The 17,588-nt window shown below is 67.0% G+C and carries 18 protein-coding genes, 1 other RNA gene and 1 pseudogene; 15 read left to right on the top strand and 5 right to left on the bottom strand.

From position 1 onward, the window contains the following. The first annotated feature begins 117 nt into the window (after positions 1–117). The 3 genes from ASE69_RS17885 to ASE69_RS17890 all read left to right on the top strand — a co-directional run bounded on the left by ASE69_RS17885 (position 118) and on the right by ASE69_RS17890 (position 1,367). Positions 118–498: a response regulator gene (locus tag ASE69_RS17885; protein WP_056489596.1), complete on the top strand. Its 381-nt coding sequence runs from the start codon at positions 118–120 to the stop codon at positions 496–498. 137 nt (positions 499–635) lie between these two features. Continuing rightward, a complete protein-coding gene (locus tag ASE69_RS22250; RefSeq protein ID WP_156362399.1) occupies positions 636–884 on the top strand; it encodes a hypothetical protein in 249 nt (82 codons plus the stop codon). 42 nt (positions 885–926) lie between these two features. After that, positions 927–1,367, top strand: coding sequence for a hypothetical protein (locus ASE69_RS17890; RefSeq protein ID WP_056489597.1), 441 nt, complete (start codon positions 927–929; stop codon positions 1,365–1,367). Positions 1,368–1,454: 87 nt separating this feature from the next. On the opposite strand, the gene ssrA is transcribed toward ASE69_RS17890, so the two are convergent. Beyond that, positions 1,455–1,810: a transfer-messenger RNA gene (gene ssrA, locus ASE69_RS21580) on the bottom strand. A 121-nt stretch (positions 1,811–1,931) separates the two neighbouring features. Between ssrA and ASE69_RS17895 the strand changes: the two genes are divergently transcribed. Then, on the top strand, positions 1,932–2,363 hold the full coding sequence (locus ASE69_RS17895) for an RrF2 family transcriptional regulator (protein ID WP_056065892.1): 432 nt from the start codon (positions 1,932–1,934) through the stop codon (positions 2,361–2,363). A 147-nt stretch (positions 2,364–2,510) separates the two neighbouring features. Here the strand turns inward: ASE69_RS17895 and mscL are convergent, their stop codons facing one another. Beyond that, entirely contained in the window at positions 2,511–2,981 is a 471-nt protein-coding gene (gene mscL, locus ASE69_RS17900; RefSeq protein ID WP_056490260.1) for a large conductance mechanosensitive channel protein MscL, read from the bottom strand. Positions 2,982–3,085: 104 nt separating this feature from the next. Here mscL and ASE69_RS17905 point away from each other — a divergent pair, with 104 nt between their 5' ends. Genes ASE69_RS17905 through ASE69_RS17920 form a run of 4 tightly spaced genes read left to right on the top strand, consistent with a single transcriptional unit; the run spans position 3,086 to position 5,714 of the window. Next, positions 3,086–3,682 (top strand): LemA family protein, encoded by a 597-nt coding sequence (locus tag ASE69_RS17905; protein ID WP_056051590.1) that lies wholly within the window; start codon positions 3,086–3,088, stop codon positions 3,680–3,682. A 10-nt stretch (positions 3,683–3,692) separates the two neighbouring features. Then, positions 3,693–4,547 carry a TPM domain-containing protein gene (locus ASE69_RS17910; protein WP_056489599.1) on the top strand — a complete coding sequence of 285 codons (855 nt, stop codon included), beginning with the start codon at positions 3,693–3,695 and terminating at the stop codon, positions 4,545–4,547. A gap of 1 nt (position 4,548) precedes the next feature. Then, entirely contained in the window at positions 4,549–5,214 is a 666-nt protein-coding gene (locus ASE69_RS17915; protein ID WP_056490263.1) for a TPM domain-containing protein, read from the top strand. Beyond that, a complete protein-coding gene (locus ASE69_RS17920) occupies positions 5,211–5,714 on the top strand; it encodes an NUDIX hydrolase (protein ID WP_414883382.1) in 504 nt (167 codons plus the stop codon). Before ASE69_RS17915 ends, ASE69_RS17920 begins: the two co-directional genes overlap by 4 nt. A gap of 99 nt (positions 5,715–5,813) precedes the next feature. Here ASE69_RS17920 and ASE69_RS17925 read toward each other — a convergent pair whose 3' ends face one another. Both ASE69_RS17925 and hrpB read right to left on the bottom strand, forming a co-directional pair. Continuing rightward, positions 5,814–6,095 carry an ETC complex I subunit gene (locus ASE69_RS17925; protein ID WP_056489602.1) on the bottom strand — a complete coding sequence of 94 codons (282 nt, stop codon included), beginning with the start codon at positions 6,093–6,095 and terminating at the stop codon, positions 5,814–5,816. Between the two features lie 9 nt (positions 6,096–6,104). Next, a pseudogene (hrpB, locus tag ASE69_RS17930) lies at positions 6,105–8,545 on the bottom strand (ATP-dependent helicase HrpB). A 521-nt stretch (positions 8,546–9,066) separates the two neighbouring features. Between hrpB and ASE69_RS17935 the strand changes: the two are divergent. From ASE69_RS17935 to ASE69_RS17945, 3 genes are all read left to right on the top strand, one after another. Then, a complete protein-coding gene (locus tag ASE69_RS17935) occupies positions 9,067–11,586 on the top strand; it encodes a penicillin-binding protein 1A (protein ID WP_056489604.1) in 2,520 nt (839 codons plus the stop codon). A gap of 105 nt (positions 11,587–11,691) precedes the next feature. Beyond that, a complete protein-coding gene (gene prfB / locus ASE69_RS17940) occupies positions 11,692–12,819 on the top strand; it encodes a peptide chain release factor 2 (protein ID WP_056490268.1) in 1,128 nt (375 codons plus the stop codon). A 23-nt stretch (positions 12,820–12,842) separates the two neighbouring features. Beyond that, positions 12,843–13,538: a class I SAM-dependent methyltransferase gene (locus ASE69_RS17945; RefSeq protein ID WP_056489606.1), complete on the top strand. Its 696-nt coding sequence runs from the start codon at positions 12,843–12,845 to the stop codon at positions 13,536–13,538. A 389-nt stretch (positions 13,539–13,927) separates the two neighbouring features. On the opposite strand, the gene ASE69_RS17950 is transcribed toward ASE69_RS17945, so the two are convergent. Continuing rightward, the gene (locus tag ASE69_RS17950) at positions 13,928–14,320 is read right to left on the bottom strand and encodes a JAB domain-containing protein (protein WP_056489608.1); all 393 of its coding nucleotides are present in this window, start codon (positions 14,318–14,320) and stop codon (positions 13,928–13,930) included. Between the two features lie 91 nt (positions 14,321–14,411). Here ASE69_RS17950 and ASE69_RS17955 point away from each other — a divergent pair, with 91 nt between their 5' ends. The 4 genes from ASE69_RS17955 to ASE69_RS17970 all read left to right on the top strand — a co-directional run bounded on the left by ASE69_RS17955 (position 14,412) and on the right by ASE69_RS17970 (position 17,526). Next, entirely contained in the window at positions 14,412–15,206 is a 795-nt protein-coding gene (locus ASE69_RS17955) for a thymidylate synthase (RefSeq protein ID WP_056489610.1), read from the top strand. 79 nt (positions 15,207–15,285) lie between these two features. After that, positions 15,286–15,804: a hemerythrin domain-containing protein gene (locus ASE69_RS17960; protein ID WP_056490271.1), complete on the top strand. Its 519-nt coding sequence runs from the start codon at positions 15,286–15,288 to the stop codon at positions 15,802–15,804. A 194-nt stretch (positions 15,805–15,998) separates the two neighbouring features. Next, positions 15,999–16,463 (top strand): dihydrofolate reductase, encoded by a 465-nt coding sequence (locus ASE69_RS17965; protein ID WP_056489612.1) that lies wholly within the window; start codon positions 15,999–16,001, stop codon positions 16,461–16,463. Between the two features lie 127 nt (positions 16,464–16,590). Continuing rightward, positions 16,591–17,526: a bifunctional riboflavin kinase/FAD synthetase gene (locus ASE69_RS17970; RefSeq protein WP_056489614.1), complete on the top strand. Its 936-nt coding sequence runs from the start codon at positions 16,591–16,593 to the stop codon at positions 17,524–17,526. Positions 17,527–17,588: the final 62 nt, after the last annotated feature.

Genomic DNA, 17,588 nt, shown 5'->3' on the forward strand with positions numbered 1-17,588 from the left:
CCTTTACGGCCTGACGGCAGTGATGGAGGGGCTCGGGAAACCGGGCCCCTTTCTCATGTCAGGGTCGCTTTGCCCCGTTATGCCTTGAGAACATGACTTATATTGGAACGGAGCGGCATGCCGGATGTTCGAACCGGTATGAATGCCATTGCGAAGTCCGTTATTCTCGTCGTCGATGACGATGCCCTCGTCCGGGTCCATTCCAACCTCGCGCTGGAGGATGCCGGCTATGAAGTCGTCGAAGCCAGCAACGCGGCCGACGCCTTGGCGAGGCTCGAAGAGCGGCCAGATATCGCTGCACTCTTCACCGATGTCCGCATGCCCGGAGACCTGAACGGCATCGACCTCGCCAACGCCGTGCACGCGCAACGCCCCGATATTGCGATCCTGGTCACGTCGGGCGCTGACAATGGGACGACTGCCGCGCTGCCCAAGGCCGCGCGGTTCGTGCAAAAGCCCTATACCGGCGCACAACTCAGCAAGCTTCTGCAACTCTGAGCAGTTAACGGACTGGAAGAGTATTCAGGATCTTATATCTACTAGTCTAGGCAGTCCTCATTCGTCATGAGTATTGCCCGTTATCAGTATTAGGGCCATCGTCCGTCGCTTGAGCATCGACTCGCGGGGGCGGTCCAATGGCATCGTTAAATAGTGTAGGGCCTGCGCAACGGAATGTCGTCGCGAGCGAGCGTCGCTTCTTCCTCGGCATGGCGATAGCGATCGCCGTCACGGTGATCTTCGGGTTCACGTTGAACGCCGCGCGGATGAATTGGACATTTCTCGAACTGCCCTTGCAAGTTCATCTGCATGCCGCCGCATTCCTGGCGTGGATCATTCTCTACGTCGTGCAGAACTGGCTGGTCGTTCGGGGATCGATCACTTGACATCGACAACTCGGCGTACTCGGCGCCGTTATTGCAGCGTCGATGGTCGTGCTGGGCATCGTCACCACCGTTGCAGCGATCCAGCAGCACCGCGTCCCGCCGTTCTTCCCGCCTGGGATTTTCCTCGTGCTCGATGTGCTGGGGGTGATCGGATTCGGCATCCTGACCGCCTGGGCAATCGCGTTGCGGAAAGAGGCGGCGTGGCACAAGCGTCTGATGCTGTGTGGCACGATCCTGGTCATGTCGCCGGCGCTCGGGCGAATCCTGCCGATGCCGCTGCTGGGCCAGTTCGCGCCGCTCGCCGTGTTCGCGTCGATGGCGGTGTTCGTCATCGCAGGCATGATCTTCGACCTGCGCCTGCGCGGGAAGATACATCTCGCCTATTACTGGGGCGGTAGCGTGCTGGTCGTGACCAACGTGCTGGTCGGTCCGCTCGGCTTCAGTCCGCCAGTGCTGCGACTGGTCGAGCGCCTTGCTGCGTGATCGGGGCCACATGATCGTAGCCGCGCGATCGAGGGCGAATGTCGGTGTAGTGGGGAGCTTCTGTTGCTCGGTGCCCCCCGTACCGCCGGTGTCCACTTCTGTTGCCCGGTGTGGCCCGAACCGCGCTTTCGTCCGTATAACTTAGGTCGTTAGACCGTCAGTTATGCGGCAATTGCGAGTGCTTCGTTATCGTTGGCACTTGTGTATGGGCCGTTGCGGTGGTCCCATTCCGAGCGAAACATAGCGTCGTTGAACACACGTCGATCCTAGTTCGACCCCGTCATCGTCCCCCTCTTGCGAAGAGGGCGGTGGTGGAGTCGCCGGGTACTGCCCCCGGGTCCGCTGTGTCTATGACACGCCACGGTTTATCGCCATAGCCGCCAAGAGAAGATTCCCCCGACGGCAATACCGATATAGGGGGGCCGCATCGATCTGAAAAGCCCGGCCAAATGAAAAGACCGGCGCGGTGACGCCCTACCCGTGCATAAATCGCCAACGGGTTAGCACACAGCGTGCCAAACCGCCTTCCGCTCGCCACAAAGCGCGTGCATAGCAACCTGCATTATGTTGACGCAGCGCTCCCGCTACGCGCTCCGCGCGATGATCTTCCTTGGCGGCGCCCCCGTCGGTGGCCCTCCCATCCCGATGACGCGGATCGCCGCCGAGGCGAACGTGCCACGCAAATTCCTCGAGCTGATCCTCGCCGACCTGCGCGAGTCCGGCCTGTTGCACAGCCATCGCGGCAAGATGGGCGGCTATCGCCTCTCGCGGCCGAGCCATCTGATTTCGCTCGGCGAGATCATCCGGATCATCGAGGGGCCGCTGGCGCTGGTGCCGTGCGTGAGCCGGACCGCGTACCGGCCGTGCCTCGACTGCAAGAGCGAAGCCGACTGCGCGATCCGGTTCGCGATGATGCGCGTGCGGGACGAGACTGCGCGGATTCTGGATGGGACCAGCTTGGCGGATGCGAACGCCGAGGAACTGGTAGCGGCGTAGGTTTTTCCTTCTCCCCTCGGGGAGAAGGTGGCGCGGCAGCGTCGGATGAGGGGGCGTTGGGATACGCTTCCGAGCCTCAAACCCCTCACCCTTCCGTCGCCTACGGCTCCTCCCTCCCTCTCCCCGCAGGGGAGAGGGACAGGTGCGTCATCCGCGCTTCTTCAACTCGTCGCGGATTTCGCGAAGCAGCGCGATCTCGACGGGCTCCGGCGGATGTGCGACGACAACCGCCTCTTCCTCGCGCTTCAACCGCGCGGTCTCGCGCTCGATCAGCGCCGCCGTCCGGTTCACCACGCGCAGGATCATGAAGATGATCCCCGCGACGATCACGAAATTGACCAGCTGCGTCGCGAACGCGCCATAGCCGAGCAACGGCACGCCCGCCTTCTTCAACGCCGCGTAATCGCTGAGCGAGCCTGCGTAGTTCGCCGGCACCGGCCCCATCCGCCAGAAATAGCTCGAGAAATCGAGCCCGCCGAAGATCTTGCCGATCACCGGCATCAACACGTCGTCGGTCAGCGACGTGACGATCTTACCGAACGCCGCGCCGATGATCACCGCGATGGCGAGATCGAGCACGTTGCCGCGCATGATGAACGCCTTGAATTCCTTGAGCAATGTCGCCCCCTTCTGTTGCCAGCCCAAGGCTAACCACCGATTTCGGTTTCGCCAACCCTCGCGACTGTCCTATGAGGGTGACACAGGTATTCAGGAGAGCCCCGATGTCACGTGCCCCAATCGCCCGCGGTACCGCCGCGATCCTCCTCGCATCGGCGCTGGCCGGGTGCGGGATCAACAGCATCCCGACCGCGGAAGAGACCGCGAAGGCGCGCTGGGCCGACGTCCAGAACAATTATCAACGCCGCGCGGACCTGATCCCCAACCTCGTCGCGACCGTGAAGGCGGCGGGCGCGCAGGAGAAGGATATCCTCGTCCAGGTGACGCAGGCGCGCTCCGCCGCGAACTCGGTGCAGGTCTCGGCCGCCGATCTGTCCGATCCGGCAAAGATGGAGCAGTATCAGCGCGTCCAGGGTGCGGTCGGCGTGTCGCTGCAGCGCTTGCAGGAGGCGTATCCCGAGCTGAAGAGCCAGGCAAATTACACCACGCTGATGAGCCAGCTCGAAGGCACCGAGAACCGCATCACGATCGCGCGGCGCGATTACAACGGCGCGGTGCAGGCGTATAACACCAAGATCCGTACCTTCCCCGACGCGGTCGGCGCGAAGATCTTCTACGGCGCCAAACCGATGGTGCCGTTCGCGGCCACCACGCCGGGTGCCGAGACCGCGCCGACGGTGAACTTCGGCAACGCGAGCTGATCGGGGCATCATGCTCCGCCATCTCCTGACGCTGGCGTTCGCGGTGCTGCTGGGAAGCGGCGCCGCAACCGCGCAGACCTTCCCCAAGTTCACCGGCTTCGTCGTCGATACCGCGAACGTCATCCCGCCCGATCAGGAAGCGGCGCTGACCAAGCGGCTCGACGACCTGCAAAAGACGACCGGCAACCAGCTGGTGGTCGCGACGGTGCCCGATCTCGAAGGCTATCCGATCGAGGATTACGGCAATCGGTTGATCCGAAGCTGGGGCGTCGGGTTGAAGGACGCGAACAACGGCGCGATCCTTCTGGTCGCGCCGAACGACCGGAAGGTGCGGATCGAGGTCGGCTATGGCCTCGAACCGGTGCTGACCGACGCGTTCTCCAGCGTCGTCATCAACCAGCAGATCCTGCCGCGGTTCAAGGCGGGCGACATCCCCGGCGGGATCGTCGCGGGAACGAACGCGGTCGCGGACCAGCTTGCCCTGCCCGATGCGGAGGCGCGCGCGAAGGTTACGGCGGCCGCAGCGGAGTATGACAAGACGCACCGTCGCTCGAATTCGGGTGGCGGCGGCGTGCCGATCGGGCTGATCTTCTTCGGGATCGTGCTGGCGGCGATCGTCATTCCGATGATTTCGCGGCGCGCGGGCGGACAACGCTACACCGATGGAGGGCGCGGCGGTGGCAGCGGTGCCTTGCCGATCGTGCTGTGGAGCATCGCCGACGCGATGACTCGTGGCGGCGGTAGTGGCGGCGGCGGAAGCTGGGGCGGTGGCGGCGATAGCGGCGGTGGCGGCTGGGGCGGCGGTGGTTTTGGCGGCGGCGGCGGTGGATCCGGCGGCGGCGGCGGCGCATCGGGGGGATGGTGACATGCGGTTGAGCGACACCGACCACGACCGCGTCACCGCGGCGGTCACCCAGGCAGAGACCGCGACGGCCGGCGAGATCGTGACGATCGTCGCGCGGCAATCGGATGCGTATCACGACGTGTCGATGCACGGGGGCGTGCTGGCGATGCTGCTGACGCTGGCGTTGCTCGCATATCACCCGGTCGCGGCGGACCATATCTATGCGCTGGTAGATCCCTGGCAGGCGGCACCGCAGGGTGCGCTGTACGTGGTCGCGCTCGTGCTGGTGACTTTGGTGTTCTTGGGCGTACGGCTGGTGCTGGCGTGGATGCCGGCGCGGCTCGCGCTGACCCCGGGTGCGACCAAGGCGCGGCGCGTGCGGCGGCGGGCTCTGCTCCTGTTCCGTGCGGGCGCGGAGAAGCGCACCAAGGGTTCGACCGGCGTGCTGCTGTACCTGTCGCTCGCCGAGCACCGCGCGGAAATCATTGCCGACGACGCGATCCACTCGCGGGTGCCGAACGAGACCTGGGGCGCGGCGATGGCGGCGGTGCTGGCCGGTGTCCGCGACGATCGCCCGGCCGACGGGATGGCGGATGCGGTCGTGCAGATCGGCGCGGTGCTCGCCGAGCATTTCCCACGGACCGGTGCGCCGGTGAACGAACTTCCGGACAGGCTGATCGAATTATGAGCAAGACCGTATGGGCCGGGAAATTCCTGACCGTGCAGACCGAGGGCACGTGGGAATTCGCCGCGCGCCAGGGCCAGATCGCGGCAGCGGTGATCGTCGCGATCGATGAGGGCGACGTTATCCTGGTGGAGCAGTTCCGCGTGCCGCTCGGGCGGGGGTGCCTGGAGCTGCCAGCGGGGTTGGTTGGTGACGAAACCGCGGGCGAGAGCGTCGCGGTAGCGGCCGGCCGCGAGCTTGAGGAAGAGACCGGCTACCGCGCAGACGCGATCGAGGACCTGGGGGTGTTCTATTCGTCGCCGGGGATGACGTCGGAATGCTTCACGCTGGTCCGCGCGACCGGGCTGACGAAGGTGAGCGATGGCGGCGGGGATGGCGACGAGAACATCACCGTGCACCGGGTGCCGCTAGCAGATGTGCCGGCGTTCGTGGCGGAGAAGCGCGCTGCGGGCGTGGCGATCGATACCAAGATGCTGCTGATCCTGGCTGGGTCGATACTCTAACCAAGACTTGTTTCCCCGCGAAGGCGGGGACCCAGACTGGGCTCCCGCCTTCGCGGGAGAACAAGGAGGTGCGGGAGGGCCTAGCGCCGCTCCCCCAGCTTACTTGAAATTATCCGCGTAGCTCTGGAGCTTCAGCGTCTTCCGCGGCGCCGGCACGACGGTGTAGCCGAACCCCTCGCGCTCGCAGTGCGCGATCGCCGCTTCCGCGGTCGGGAACAGCAGGCGCAGCTGGTCGCGCGTGTCGCCGCTGCCGGCCCAGCCGGTGAGCGGGTCGGGCCGCTTGGGCTCCGACGGTTCGAATTCGAGCTGCCAGGCGTCGGTCCGGTGCTTGCCGGACTGCATGGCGTTCTTGGGGCGCTGGAAGATACGGGCGGTTGGCATGAGCCCCCCTTATCGCGAACCGGCGGCCCTTGCATCCGCCTTTTTCGTGCGCAGCGTGGCGGACGCCGCGGCGGGGTCGTCGGGCCAGGGATGCTTGGGATAGCGCCCGCGCATTTCCTTCGCCACCGCGGTCCAGCTGCCTGCCCAGAAACCGGGCAGGTCGCGCGTCGTCTGGATCGGACGACCGGCGGGCGATGTGAGGCTCAGCACCAGCGGTACGCGGGCCTCGCCGATCGTCGGATGCACCGCGAGTCCGAACAGGGCTTGTACGCGGAGCTCGACACGGGGGCCGCCTTCGGCTGCGTAATCGATCGCGTGCGTGCTGCCGGCGGGGCTAGTAAAATCGGGCGGGGCCAGCCGGTTGATGGTTTGCATCGCGTCCCAGCCGAGCAGGTTGCGCAAGGCTTCGGCGAGCGCGCCGGGGGCGATCGCGTCGAGTCGGCGTTTGCCGGTCAGGAGGGGTGCGAGCCATTCGTCGACGCGGTCGAGCAGGGTCGCGTCGTCGAGCGGTACCCCGGCATACGCGGCGCGGTCGCGCAGGGCCTGGGCGCCGTCGCTCCACGGTAGCAGCGCGAGGCCGTGCTCGCGGACGCCGTCGATGAGCGCGGCGAGAATCGCGTCGGGGTCGGCGCCGCTGTCGGGGCCGCTCGACAGGCGGATCGCGCCGAGGCGGCGTTCGCGGAGCGCCTGGATGCCGCCGGTCGTGGGGTCGAACGTGACGGTGCGGCGGGAGTCGATGCGGTCGGCGAAGAGCGTTTCGACGGCAGCCTGGTCGATCGCCACGGCGGAGAGGATGCGCGCGCCAGCGGCCGAGCCCTGCGTGTCGGCGACGGCGAGCCATTCGGACCGGGCGAGCGGCGAGGTCGGATCGAGCTTGAACCCTCGGCCGCCGACCGAAGCCCAGGTCTCGCCGGACGGGTCCCGGCGGCGTGCGACCCGGTCGGGGAAGCCCAGCGCAACGCAAACCTCTGCCCCCCTTCCGCTTGCGGGAGGGGAGCAAGTTTCGCCCAGCGATCGGCCATTGCTCTTGCCGCTTGTGCCTTGGGTCCGCGTTCGGTTTTCCAGCGGCGGAGGCGGGTTTCCAGGTCGACGTCCTGTCCGCCGATGCCGCGTTCGCCTAGCAGGACTGCGATCTGCGCGGCCACCGACGCCAAGCCGCGCTCCCCCGCCCTCAGCAGCATATGCGCGAGTCTCGACGGCATCGGCAGCTTCGCGATCGCGCGGCCATGCGACGTCGGGCGGCCATCTTCGATGGCCTCCAACGTCGTCAACCGCGCCATCGCCTCGTCGATCGCGGCGGCGGGGGGTGGGTCGATCCAGCGGAGATCGCGCGGATCGCCGACGCCCCACAGCGCGCACGCAAGCACCAGCGCCGACAGGTCAGCCTCCAGGATTTCAGGCGGATCGTAGCGCGGCAGGCCGGCGGTGGCCGCTTCTTCCCACAGTCGATACGCGATGCCCGGCCCCAGCCGCGCGGCACGGCCGGCGCGCTGGGTGACCGCGGCCTGGCTCGCGCGTTCGGTGACCAAGCGCGTCATCCCGGCGGCGCGGTCGTAGCGGGGGCGCCTCGCGAGCCCGGAGTCGACGACGATGCGGATGCCGTCGAGCGTCAGGCTGGTCTCGGCGATGCTGGTGGCGAGCACTACCTTCCGGCGGCCGTCTGGCTCTGGGAGGATCGCGGCGCGTTGCGCGGCGGGGTCGAGGCTGCCGTGGAGTTCGTGCAGGACGATGTCGTCGGGCAGGTTGGCGAGGCGGTCGGCGGTGCGTTCGATCTCCGCGACGCCGGGGAGGAAGGCGAGCACGCCCCCCTCCGCTCCGCCGAGTGCGCGGCGGACAGCGGCGGCGACCGAGTCCTCGATGCGGAGTTCGGCTTGGCGGCCGATGTGGCGCAGGGTCAGCGGGTAGCTTCGGCCTTCGCTTTCGATGACGGGGGCGCCATCCATCAATGCCGCGAACCGCGCGCCATCGAGCGTCGCGGACATGGCGACGATGCGGAGGTCGGGGCGGAAGCCGGCTTGCACGTCGAGCGCCAACGCCAGGCCGAAATCGCCGTCGAGGCTGCGTTCGTGGACTTCGTCGAACAGGACTGCGGACACGCCGGCGAGTTCGGGGTCGGCCTGGATGCGCGCGACGAAGATGCCCTCCGTGATGACCGTCACGCGCGTGGCGGCGGAGCGCTTGCTGTCCATGCGGGTCGCGTAGCCGAAGGTCTGGCCGACGAGCTCGTCGGCGGTGGAAGCCATGCGTTCGGCGGCGGCGCGGGCGGCCAGGCGGCGGGGGGAGAGGAGGAGGATCTCGCCGGTGCACCAGGGTTCGGTGAGGAGGGCCGGCGCGACTGCGGTGGTTTTGCCGGCGCCTGGGGGGGCGACGAGGACCGCGGAGGTGCGGTCGCGGAGGGTGGCGAGCAGGTCGGGGAGTACGGTGAGGATCGGGAGCGGCGGCGGGGTCATGCTGGCCTGCTGCCACAATGGCGGGGCTGGCGACAGGTTTTGTGGATGCGCGAGCGTGTCGTTCCGGGGTGAGCGCCTGAACTTTGCGATCCTCCCCCGCGAGGGGGGTGGCGCCGAAGGTGACGGAGGGGGAGGACACGGAACGTACGTCGTCGCTTACCTCCCCCTCCGTCTGGCAAGCGCCAGCCACCTCCCCCTGGCGGGGGAGGATCGTTGGGGCTCACGGACGTCCGTGACTTACCTAACCGCCAACAGCCTCACCTACCCGCCAACCAGACCGCCCCGGCGGAGGCCGGGGTCCAATTGGGAAACGGCTCTGACTGCTGTTGCGCTCCGTTATTGCCACCTCTCCAATTGGGCCCCGGCCTTCGCCGGGGTGGAGCGCATAGGCGGCCGGACTCAGCACCGGGCGAGCTTGGATTAGCAAATCGCCGATGAACGCGTTGCGACAGCCAGCCCCACCCCCCACCACCGAAGGCTGGCAAGCGCCCGCGAACCTGCTAGACGCTCCCCCAGTAATCATGGCGTCCGATCCCTCCCCCACCTCGACGACGGCGACAGGCCGCACTTCCGACCGGCTGCGCGGCAGGGTCGCGCGCGCCTGGGCGAGTCGGTGGACCAAGGCGGCGCTGGTGCTGGTCGTGCTCGGCTTCGTCGCGATCTTCGCGTTCTGGTTCGCGGTTATGCGTGACCTGCCTTCCGTGGACACGTTGCGCACCTACGAGCCGCCGCTGCCGACCAACGTCCGCGGGATCGATGGCGCGCCGATCCATTCCTACGCACGCGAGCGCCGCGTCGAACTGAGCTACGCCGAATATCCGCCGCTGCTCGTGAAGGCGTTCCTCGCCGCCGAGGACAAGTCGTTCTTCGAGCATCACGGCGTCGATTATCCCGGCCTCGCTGGCGCGGTGTACGATTATGCGACCAAGCTCGGCACCGGCAAGCGCGCCAAGGGCGGCTCGACGATCACGCAGCAGGTCGCGAAGAACCTGTTGATCGGCAACGCCTATTCGCCGTCGCGCAAACTGCGCGAGGCGGTGCTGGCGTACAAGATCGAGGATACGCTGACCAAGGAGCAGATCCTCGAGCTGTACCTCAACCAGATCGCGCTCGGCCGGAACGCGTTCGGCGTCGAGGCGGCGAGCCATGCGTATTTCGACAAGGAACTCGACCAGCTCGATCTCGCGCAGATGGCGTATCTTGCCATTCTGCCCAAGGGTCCGTCGAACTACGATCCGGTGCGCAACACCGAGAAGGCGATGACGCGGCGCAATTACGTGCTCAACCGGATGCTCGACAACGGCTTCATCACGCGCGCGCAGCATGACCAGGCGAATGCCGAGCCGCTCGGCGCGGTGATGCGGCGGACGCCCAAGTTCGAGAGCGTCGGCGGCTATTTCGTCGAGGAAGTCCGCCGCCAGTTGATGGCGAAGTTCGGCGAGAACGCGAAGGATGGTCCGTACAGCGTCTATTCGGGCGGACTGTGGGTGCGGACGTCGTTCGACGCGAAGTTGCAGGATCTGGCGCAGCAGGCGTTGCGCGACGGACTGGTGCGGTTCGACAGCGGGCGCGGCTGGAACGGGCCCATTCGCCATGTCGAGATCGAGGACGACAACTGGCTCCAGCCGTTGCTCAACAGCAACATCGCGCTCGATTACCGCGATTGGGTCGCGGCGATCGTGACGGGCAAGGACGGCAATGCCTGGAGCCTCGGCTTCCGCACCGGCAAGACCGGCACGCTGCCGCGCTACGCCGCGCAGATGCCGGTACGCGGCAAGGGCGGCAACGCATTCGGCGCGATCAAGACGGGCGACATCATCGCGGTCGCGCCGGACGGCGGCGAATTCTCGCTGCGGGCGATTCCGAAAGTCTCGGGCGCGTTCGTCGTCGAGGAGCCGGCTTCGGGTCGCGTCTTGGCGATGCAGGGGGGCTTCGACGACCGGTTGCAGGCGTTCAACCGCGCGACGCAGGCAATGCGCCAGCCGGGCTCCACCATCAAGCCGATCGTGTATTCCGCCGCGCTCGACAACGGCATGACGCCGGCCTCGATCATCGTCGACGGGCCGTTCTGCGTCTATCAGGGCGCGCGGCTGGGGCAGAAATGCTTCCGCAACTTCGGCAATTCGCGCGGGAGCGGCCCGCACACGATGCGCTGGGGCATCGAGCAGTCGCGCAACCTGATGACGGTGCGCGCCGCCGCGCAGACGGGCATGCCGAAGGTGGTCGCGACGATCAAGAAGATGGGCGTCGGCGATTACGCGCCGTATCTGTCCTACGCGCTCGGCGCCGGCGAGACGACCGTAGGGCGGATGGTCAACGCGTATTCGATCCTCGCCAACAACGGCAAGGGCGGCCCGCCGTCGCTGATCGACTTCGTCCAGGATCGTCACGGCAAGGTGATCTGGCCCGAGAACTGGCGGCCCTGCGATCGCTGCAATGCGTCCGACTGGGACGGCAAGCCGATGCCGCGGCCGATCACGCGCCAGCGTCAGGTGCTCGATGCGATGACCGCCTACCAGATGGTCCACATCACCGAGGGCGTCGTCCAGCGCGGAACCGCGGTGACGCTGCGCGATCTCGACCGGCCGATGTTCGGCAAGACCGGCACGAACAACGGCCCGACCGACGTGTGGTTTGTCGGGGGCACGCCGCAATTCGTCGGCGGATTGTATATCGGGTTCGACACGCCGAAGAACCTCGGTGGCGCAGCACAGGGCGGTACGCTCGCCGCGCCGATCTTCAAGCAGTTCGCGGTCAAGGCGTATGAGGATCTGCCCAAGCTGCCGTTCCGCGCGCCCGCCGGGATCCGCATGGTCCGGATCGATCGCGGTAGCGGCCGGCCGGTCTATGGCACCTGGCCCGACACCAGCGATCCCAAGCCCGCGGTGATCTGGGAAGCGTTCAAGCCCGAGAGCGAACCGCGGCGTGCGGCGCGACGCTCGGATGTCGCCCCCACGGCTGCCACGACGACGACCGCGGTGAAGAAGGCCGAAGCCCCGCGCGATAGCGATTTCTTGCAAAGACAAGGCGGAATCTACTAGCGCGCTTATATAGACGTCATCCCGGCGCCCGCCGGAGACCCGCCCCGCTCGCGTGGGACGGCGATCCCGGCCTCCGCTGGGAAGACGGAATTTTTGGAGAATATCATGCGCGCCGAAGCGCAGGCTCACGTAGACACAATCAACGACGCGCTGGCGCTGCTGCGCCGCTTCCTCGACTGGGACCGCGCGGTGCGTCGTCTCGACGAGCTGAACGCGCGCGTCGAGGATCAGGCGCTCTGGTCCGATCCCAAGGCCGCGCAGGAGGTGATGCGCGAGCGTCGTCGTCTCGACGAGGCGATCAGCGCGACGCGCGCGATCCAGAGCGAGCTGTCGGACACCGCCGAGTTGATCGAGATGGCCGAGGCCGAGGGCGACACCGAGATGGAGGCGGACGGCGTTGCGTCGCTCGCCGAACTCGCCGCGCGCGCCGACAAGGACAAGATCAAGGCGCTGCTCGCGGGCGAAGCCGACGCCAACGACACCTATATCGAGGTCAACGCCGGCGCCGGCGGGACCGAGAGCCAGGACTGGGCCGGCATGCTCAGCCGGATGTATTCGCGCTGGGGCGAGCGCCACGGTCTGAAGGTCGAGCTCGTCGACCAGCATTCGGGCGAGCAGGCCGGGATCAAGTCTGCGACGCTGCTGCTGAAAGGTGAGAACGCGTACGGTTACGCCAAGACCGAGAGCGGCGTGCACCGGCTGGTCCGGATCAGCCCGTACGACTCTGCGGCACGACGGCACACGTCGTTCGCCAGCGTCTGGGTGTATCCGGTCGTCGACGACAATATCGAGGTCGAATATAACGAGAGCGACCTGCGCATCGACACCTACCGCGCGTCGGGCGCCGGCGGCCAGCACATCAACACGACCGACTCGGCGGTGCGCATCACGCACATTCCGACCGGGATCGTCGTGCAGTGCCAGAACCAGCGCTCGCAGCACAAGAACAAGGCCGAGGCCTACAACCAGCTCCGCGCGCGTCTGTACGAGCGCGAACTGGCGATCCGCGAGACTGCGGCGAATGCCGAGAACGCCGGCAAGACCGACATCGGCTGGGGTCACCAGATCCGCAGCTACGTGCTCCAGCCGTACCAGATGGTGAAGGACCTGCGCACCGGCGTGGTGTCGACCAGCCCGTCGGACGTGCTCGACGGCGACCTCGAGATGTTCATGGCGGCGGCGCTGTCGCAGCGCGTGACCGGCGAGGCCGTCGAGGTGGAGGACGTCGATTGAGCCTGCGGGGTGCCCTTGCCCTGATGCTGTCGCCGGTGGTCCTGCTCGCAGCGTGCGATGGCAGCAAGCCGCTGATCAAGCGCGAGCCCAAGGGGCCGGTGTTCCCCGCCGCCGACCGTCCGGTCGCGTCGATCGTCTCGACGCGCTGGTCGAACGAGGAAGCGCGCGACCGGCTGAACGAGGCCGGCGAGGTCATGAACAAGGGCGAGATCCGCAAGGGCATGACGGTCGCGGATATCGGCGCGGGCGAAGGCTATTACACGATCCGCCTCGCGGCGCGCGTCGGCAAGGACGGCCGCGTGCTCGCCGAGGACATCATCCCGGCGGTGCGCGACCAGCTGGCCGAACGCGTCGCGCGCGAGGATCTGGCGAACGTCAGCGTGAAGCTGGGCGAGGCGAACGATCCCAAGCTGCCCGAGGCGAGCTTCGACCGGGTGCTGATGGTGCACATGTATCACGAGATCGAGCAGCCGTACGAGTTCCTGTGGCGGCTACGGCCGTCGTTGAAGCCCGACGGGCTGGTGGTGGTGGTCGATGCGAACCGCCCGACGCAGAACCACGGCACGCCACCGGCGTTGCTGAAGTGCGAGTTCGCGGCGGTGGGGTATACGCAGGTGGATACCGACGACATGCCCTCGGCGGGCGGGTACATCGCGACGTTCCGCGCGACCGGGCCGCGGCCGGCGCCGGAAGCGATCCGGGCGTGTCGGCTGGGGTGAGATTGGGCTTTGGCTTCGATTTCGGTTCGAGGCGCTAACCTGACCGACTGACAGACTGTGCCACCCCGGCGGAGGCCGGGGCCCAGTTGGGAAGGCAGCAGCAACGACGTTCGGCGCTAAGTTGGCGACGTCCCCCAACTGGGCCCCGGCCTTCGCCGGGGTGGTGTGTTTGGGGAAGGCGCTCCCCACACCACCACCTTCGCGCGGGGACTTGTGAACCGGTCGCTTGCAGTCCGACCACAGCCCACGCTTCCTTGTTCTCCCGCGAAGGCGGGAGCCCAGGCTGGGTCCCCGCCTTCGCGGGGAAACAAACTCTCTGCCTCCATCGGGAAACTTCGCTCAATTAAGCTGATGTCGACCACAGGTCCGATGGGGATGGCCGCAGCACACTAAACCACCCCCATCGTGCGCAGGCTCGTCACCTGTTCCCCAGCGATCACCAGGTGATCGAGCAACACCACCTCCAACGTCCGCAACCCAGCCGACAGCGCCCGCGTGAACGCCACATCGCGCGCACTCGGCGTCGCATCCCCGCTCGGATGGTTGTGCGCGATGATCGCCCCGTGAGCGCCGAACGCCAACGCATCCACCGCGATCGTCCGGATCGAGATCGCCACCTGATCCCGCCCCCCGACGACGTGCCGCATCCCGAGAAGCCTCCGATTCGGATCAAGATACGCGACCGCCACTGTCTCTACCGTGGCATCACGCAGCCCAGCGAATAGCGCCCGCGCCGTCGTGAGGTCGGTGATACGAGGGGAAGGGACGGACGACGGCGGCACATACCCGACTGCGTCCGAGCCCGCGGGGCTGCACGCGCAACCGCATCCACATCGGCTTGAGCCGCCGCCGCTACACCGCTACGCCCCCAGCATGCGCCAATATCTAGACCTCATGGACCGCGTGCTCTCGACCGGCGTCGAGACGATGGACCGCACCGGCACCGGCACGCTCAGCGTGTTCGGCGCGCAGTTGCGGTTCGATCTCGCGCAGGGCTTCCCCGTGCTCACCACCAAGAAGCTCCACCTCCGCTCGATCATCGTCGAGCTGCTGTGGTTCCTCCGCGGCGACACCAACGTCCGCTGGCTACAGGACCGGAAAGTCGCGATCTGGGATGAGTGGGCGAACGAGAATGGCGATCTCGGCCCGGTCTACGGCAAGCAATGGCGCGACTGGGTCGCCGCGGACGGTTGCCATATCGACCAGATCGCCGAGCTGATCGCGCAGATCAGGACCAACCCCGCCTCGCGCCGCCAGATCGTCAGCGCATGGAACCCCGGCGACCTCCACGCGATGGCGCTCGCGCCGTGCCACTGCCTGTTCCAGACACACGTCGCCAACGGCAAGCTTTCGCTGCAACTCTACCAGCGCTCGGGCGACATCTTCCTCGGCGTGCCGTTCAACATCGCCAGCTACGCGTTGCTTACGCACATCCTCGCGCAGCAATGCGGGCTGGAGGTCGGCGAGTTCATCTGGACCGGCGGCGATTGCCACCTCTATTCGAACCATCTCGAGCAGGCGCAACTGCAACTGACGCGCTCGCCGGGGCCTCTCCCCCGCCTTGAGATATTGCGGAAGCCGGACTCGATCGACGCGTACGAGTATGAGGATTTCGTCCTCCAAGATTACGTCGCGCAGGCGCACATCAAGGCCCCCGTCGCGGTCTGAACAGAGAGCGACCCCGCGGCAGCGCCGCGCGACCGAATCGCAATAGGAACCGCCCCTGCGCTGTGAGGTTCTGATGCGCATGGATATCACACAGCTCATTCTCGACGAACACGCGCAGCAGCGCGCATTGTTCGCTCAGATCGATTCGATCGACGCCACGGACACCGAGGCGCTGTCGGCTCTATGGACTCGCCTCAAGAACCTGCTCGACGCGCATGCCGAAGCCGAGGAGCGCTTCCTCTACCCGCGGCTGATGAAGATCGGCACCGGTGGCAACGATGCCGACTCGGCCGCCGAGGAGACCGAGGACGCGATTGAGGATCACAACGACATTCGCGAGACGGGCGAGGCGGTCGACAAGCACCCGGTCGGCTCGGACGCGTGGTTCGAGGCGGTCGGCGAGTGCAACAAGGCGAACAGCGATCACCTTGCCGAGGAAGAGCGCCAGGGCCTGACCGACTTTCGCAAGCATGCGACGCTGGAGGAGCGGCATGAGCTTGGCGTGCGGTTTGCGGCGTTCGAGGCGAACCATCTCAACGGGGTGAAGGTCGTCGAGAAAGATCCCGAGGCGTATGTGAAGGAACACGCGCCGGGTTGAACCACACCGTTTATCTACCACCCCGGCGAAGGCCGGGGCCCAATTGGAAAGGTCGGAGTAACGGGGCGCGGCGCCCATCAGCAGCGTTTCCCAATTGGGCCCCGGCCTCCGCCGGGGTGGTTGCTCGTTAGGTGGAGTATGCCGACTTAAACGTAAGTGTAGCCCCCCTCCCCTCATTCCGGCATGACCTTGACATGATCACCTTCTACCTCGCCCGCGCCGGCAACGGCGTCATCGGCCGCGACGGGCAACTCCCTTGGCGCATCCCCGCCGACCTAAAGCGCTTCAAGGCGCTCACGATGGGCAAGCCGATGGTGATGGGGCGCAAGACGTTCGAGAGCTTCCCCAGCCCCCTCCCCGGCCGCCGGCATATCGTCCTGACGCGGGGGGGCTGGACGGCTCCAGGCGCCGAGGTCGCGCATTCGGTCGAGGAAGCGCTGGCGATGGCGGGCGACGACGTCGCGGTGATCGGCGGCGCGCAGATCTATGCGCAGTTGCTCCCCCATGCGGACCGGATCGAACTGACCGAAGTCCATGACGAACCCGAAGGCGACGCCGTGGTCCCCGCGTTTGAGGGCTGGCGCGAGATCGCCCGCGAAGACCACCCAGGCGAAAAGCAACGGCCCGCTTATAGCTTCGTCACCCTCACCCGCCCCTGAGACGTGTTCTCCCGCGAAGGCGGAAGCTTAGGCTGGACTCCCGCCTTCGCGGGAGAACAGGGAGTTGCGGGAGACGACCGCACGGAAGGACTATCGCCTTTCGCGGCGGCTGGTTACTGAACCGCGCATGCAGCGGCTCGACGGCGGCGCGCCCATTCCTTCGCATCTCGCGAACGGGATCGTCGCGCTGGGCAATTTCGATGGATTCCACCTCGGTCACCAGGCGGTGGTCGCGCGCGCGATCGCCTGGGCCAAAGCCGAGGGCCGCCCCGCGCTGGTGGCGACGTTCGATCCCCATCCGGTCCGGCATTTCCGCCCCGACACCGCGCCATTCCGCCTCACCACACTCGACCAGCGCGAGCGGCTGTTCGCGGAGGCCGGCGCCGACGCGATGGTGGTGTTCCATTTCGACGGCGATCTTGCCGCGCTGACCGCCGAGGAGTTCATCGCCCAGCGGCTCGAGGACAATCTCCGCATTGGGGGCGTCGTCACGGGCGAGGACTTCACCTTCGGCAAGGGCAAGGCCGGCACCGTCCACACGCTCGCCTCGCGCGGCCCGGTCCACGGGTTCCGCGCGGAGACCGTCGGCGCGGTCGCGCTCGACGGCGAGACGGTGTCCTCCACGCGCATCCGCGACGCGCTGCGCAGCGGCGACATGGCGACCGCGACGCGCCTGCTCACGCGGCCGTTCGCGATCGAGGGTGTGGTGCAGCACGGCGACAAGCTCGGTCGCACGATCGGCTATCCAACCGCCAATCTCGACATGGGCAATTATCTCCGCCCTGCGTACGGGATCTATGCGGTGACCGGACAGCTGGAGGACGGTCGCGTGCTGAAGGGCGCGGCGAACCTCGGTATTCGCCCGAGCTTCGATCCGCCGAAGGAATTGCTGGAGCCGTATTTCTTCGACTTCTCGGAGGATTTGTACGGCCGTCGCGTCGAGGTTTCGCTGGTCGAGTATCTCCGTCCGGAAGCGAAGTTCGACAGCCTCGAAGCCCTGACGACCCAGATGGACTCCGACTGCGCGCGAGCCCGGGCGATCCTCGGTTCCTCCCCTCCCTGAAAGGGAGGGGTCGGGGGTGGGTCGGCCGGTTGGCGAACGTGACGGCAATTCCGAACCAACCC

This window comes from Sphingomonas sp. Leaf208 (assembly GCF_001421415.1).
GTDB lineage: Bacteria > Pseudomonadota > Alphaproteobacteria > Sphingomonadales > Sphingomonadaceae > Sphingomonas.